This is a genomic window from Flavobacterium sp., from assembly GCF_003525665.1.
Classification (GTDB): Bacteria; Bacteroidota; Bacteroidia; order Flavobacteriales; family Flavobacteriaceae; genus Flavobacterium.
Genome location: NZ_DQDX01000007.1, coordinates 8,398 through 11,237, shown reverse-complemented (window position 1 = coordinate 11,237; position 2,840 = coordinate 8,398). Strand labels below are relative to the sequence as shown.

Here is a 2,840-nt window from a genome sequence, read left to right as displayed (position 1 = left end):
TATTCAGAAAATTGTCCTGATCCAAATTTTTTATTGAAAATCAATTAACCTTAAAATTTGGCATTTAATTTGTATTACAAAAAATGTTCTTAAACAATTATTAATTTAATCACATCAAAAAAATGAAAAAAACAATTTTAGCAGTAGCATTTATGGCTGTTGCAATGGTATCTTGCCAAGACAAAACAAAAGACAAAGTAGAAGATGCAACAGAAGCAGTTGGAACAGAGGTAGAAGCTAAACTGGATACAATTTCAGAAAAAGTAGATACTGTCATTGATTCTGCTCAATCTAAAACAGGTAAAGCTCTTGAAAAAGGTGCAGAAAAATTAGAAGAAGGCGCAGAAAAAATGAAAGAAGCTGCTAAGAAGTAATTTCAAAAAAGAAATCCTCACAAAACTAAATTGTGAGGATTTTTATTTTAAATAGGTTCTCTAAAATTGCCTACTGCATTCTTACTTTCTTCTCCCATTTCCAAGCGCTATCAACGGCTTCTTCCAGATTATATTGTGTTTTCCATCCTAAAACAGCACTTGCTTTATCAGTATTTGCAAAAGCTTCAATAACATCACCTTCTCTTCTAGATACAATTTTATAGGGTAATTTTTGACCAGACACTTTTTCAAATGCTGTAATTACCTCAAGAACCGAGCTTCCTGTTCCTGTCCCTAGATTAAAAGTTTCTACTTTTTCAAGATTTTTTTTATCTAATAATCTTTGCAATGCAATAACATGTGCTTTCGCCAAATCTACAACATGAATGTAATCGCGAATACACGTTCCGTCTGGCGTTGGATAATCATTTCCGTAAACCGATAACTCTTGACGCAATCCTAAACCAGTTTGTGTAATAAACGGAACCAAATTTTGAGGAACACCAAGCGGTAATTCTCCAATTTCGGCACTCTGATGAGCTCCAATTGGATTAAAATAACGCAATAAAATCGAATTGATATTGGTCACTTTGGCAACATCATTTATTATTTCCTCACCTATTTGCTTTGTGTTTCCATAAGGTGACATTGCTTGTTGAACAGGCGCATTTTCTGTAATTGGCATTTTTTCGGCTTGACCGTAAACCGTACATGAAGAACTAAAAATAAAATTGGCATTTGGTAATTCTTTTAATTCCTGCAAAAGATAAACCAATGTGTTTATATTATTTTCATAGTATAATAAAGGATTTTCAACACTTTCGCCAACAGCTTTCGATGCAGCAAAATGAATCACACCAACAACATCATTATGTTTTTTAAAGAAATCTTGAACCGATGCTTTATCACGCAAATCCATCTTTTCAAAAATTGGCTTTTTGCCAGTAATATTAAAAATTCCATCCAAAACACTTTCTGATGAATTGGATAAATTATCAATCGCTACAACTTCAAAACCTTCATTTTGCAATTCAACAACTGTGTGCGAACCTATAAAACCTAAACCTCCTGTTACTACTATTTTCATATTTATTTTCTGCGAAGGCAGAAATCTTTTTTATTTATTATCAAAACAATGTGCAGACGCGATTAATCGCGTCTCTACGATAAATATTCTAAAACCGTATCCGTAATAAATTTAATTTGCTCATCATCCAATTCGGTGTGCATTGGCAATGATGTACAGACGCGATTAATCGCGTCTCTACGATAAATATTCTAAAACCGTATGCGTTATAAATTTAATTTGCTCATCATCCAATTCGGTATGCATTGGCAATGCAATTACTTCTTTGCACAACTGATTCGTTACTGGAAAATCTTCTTCTTTATATCTAGAATCAGCATACGCTTTCTGACTGTGCAACGGAATTGGATAATAAATCGCACACGGAATTCCTTTTTCTTGCAAATGTGCTAATAACCCATCGCGTTTTCCATTCGTAATTCTTATAACATATTGGTGAAAAACATGACAATCGCAAGTTTCACAAATAAATGGTGCCCAAATATTTGAATTCACACTCAACGCAACAGAATATTTTCTTGCTGCATCTTGACGTGCTTTATTGTATGTATCTAAATGTGGCAATTTCGCTTTCAAAACTCCAGCCTGAATACTATCCAAACGCGAGTTCACTCCTACTACATCATGATGGTAACGTTCATACATTCCGTGATTTACAATTCCGCGTAACTTGTGAGCTAACGCATCATCGTTTGTAAAAATCGCTCCACCATCGCCATAACAACCTAAATTTTTAGAAGGAAAAAACGATGTCGCACCAACATGTCCAATGGTTCCAACTTTCTTTTTAGAACCATCGTTTGATTTATAATCAGCTCCAATTGCTTGCGCATTATCTTCAATTACATAAAGGTTATGTTCGTTTGCTATTTCCATAATCGCATCCATATTGGCTGCACGACCAAACAAATGCACCGGCACAATCGCCTTAGTTCGTGGCGTTATCGCTTTTCTGATTCCGTCAAGTGAAATATTCATATTATTCATATCAACATCCACCAAAACCGGAGTCAACTGCAACAAAGCAATCACTTCAACAGTTGCAGCAAATGTAAAATCGGCTGTGATTACCTCATCTCCAGGTTTTAAATCCAATCCCATCATGGCAATTTGCAACGCATCGGTTCCGTTTGCACAAGGAATTACGTGTTTTACACCTAAATAATCTTCTAAATCTTTCTGAAATTGATGAACCAACGGTCCGTTTATATAGGTATTATTTTCTAAAACATCTTGAATTGAAGCATTCACTTCTTCTTTTATTTTTTCGTATTGACCTTTTAAGTCAACCATTTGTAATTTCTTCATCTTAAAAAATTTGAAATACAAAAGTATAACATTTCTTATTATTTGGAGCGAATGGTTCGGGCTTTTTTTAT

General features: G+C 34.2%; 3 protein-coding genes. 1 reads left to right on the top strand and 2 read right to left on the bottom strand.

What is annotated here, in order from left to right; genetic code table 11:
• Nucleotides 1-122 precede the first annotated feature (122 nt).
• Entirely contained in the window at nucleotides 123-374 is a 252-nt protein-coding gene (locus DIU01_RS00555) for a hypothetical protein (protein WP_290831319.1), read from the top strand.
• Nucleotides 375-444: 70 nt separating this feature from the next.
• On the opposite strand, the gene galE is transcribed toward DIU01_RS00555, so the two are convergent.
• Nucleotides 445-1,461, bottom strand: a complete 1,017-nt coding sequence (galE, locus tag DIU01_RS00550; protein WP_290831318.1) for a UDP-glucose 4-epimerase GalE — start codon at nucleotides 1,459-1,461, stop codon at nucleotides 445-447.
• A 177-nt stretch (nucleotides 1,462-1,638) separates the two neighbouring features.
• The gene (locus DIU01_RS00545) at nucleotides 1,639-2,769 is read right to left on the bottom strand and encodes a DegT/DnrJ/EryC1/StrS aminotransferase family protein (protein ID WP_290831317.1); all 1,131 of its coding nucleotides are present in this window, start codon (nucleotides 2,767-2,769) and stop codon (nucleotides 1,639-1,641) included.
• Between the last annotated feature and the right edge of the window lie 71 nt (nucleotides 2,770-2,840).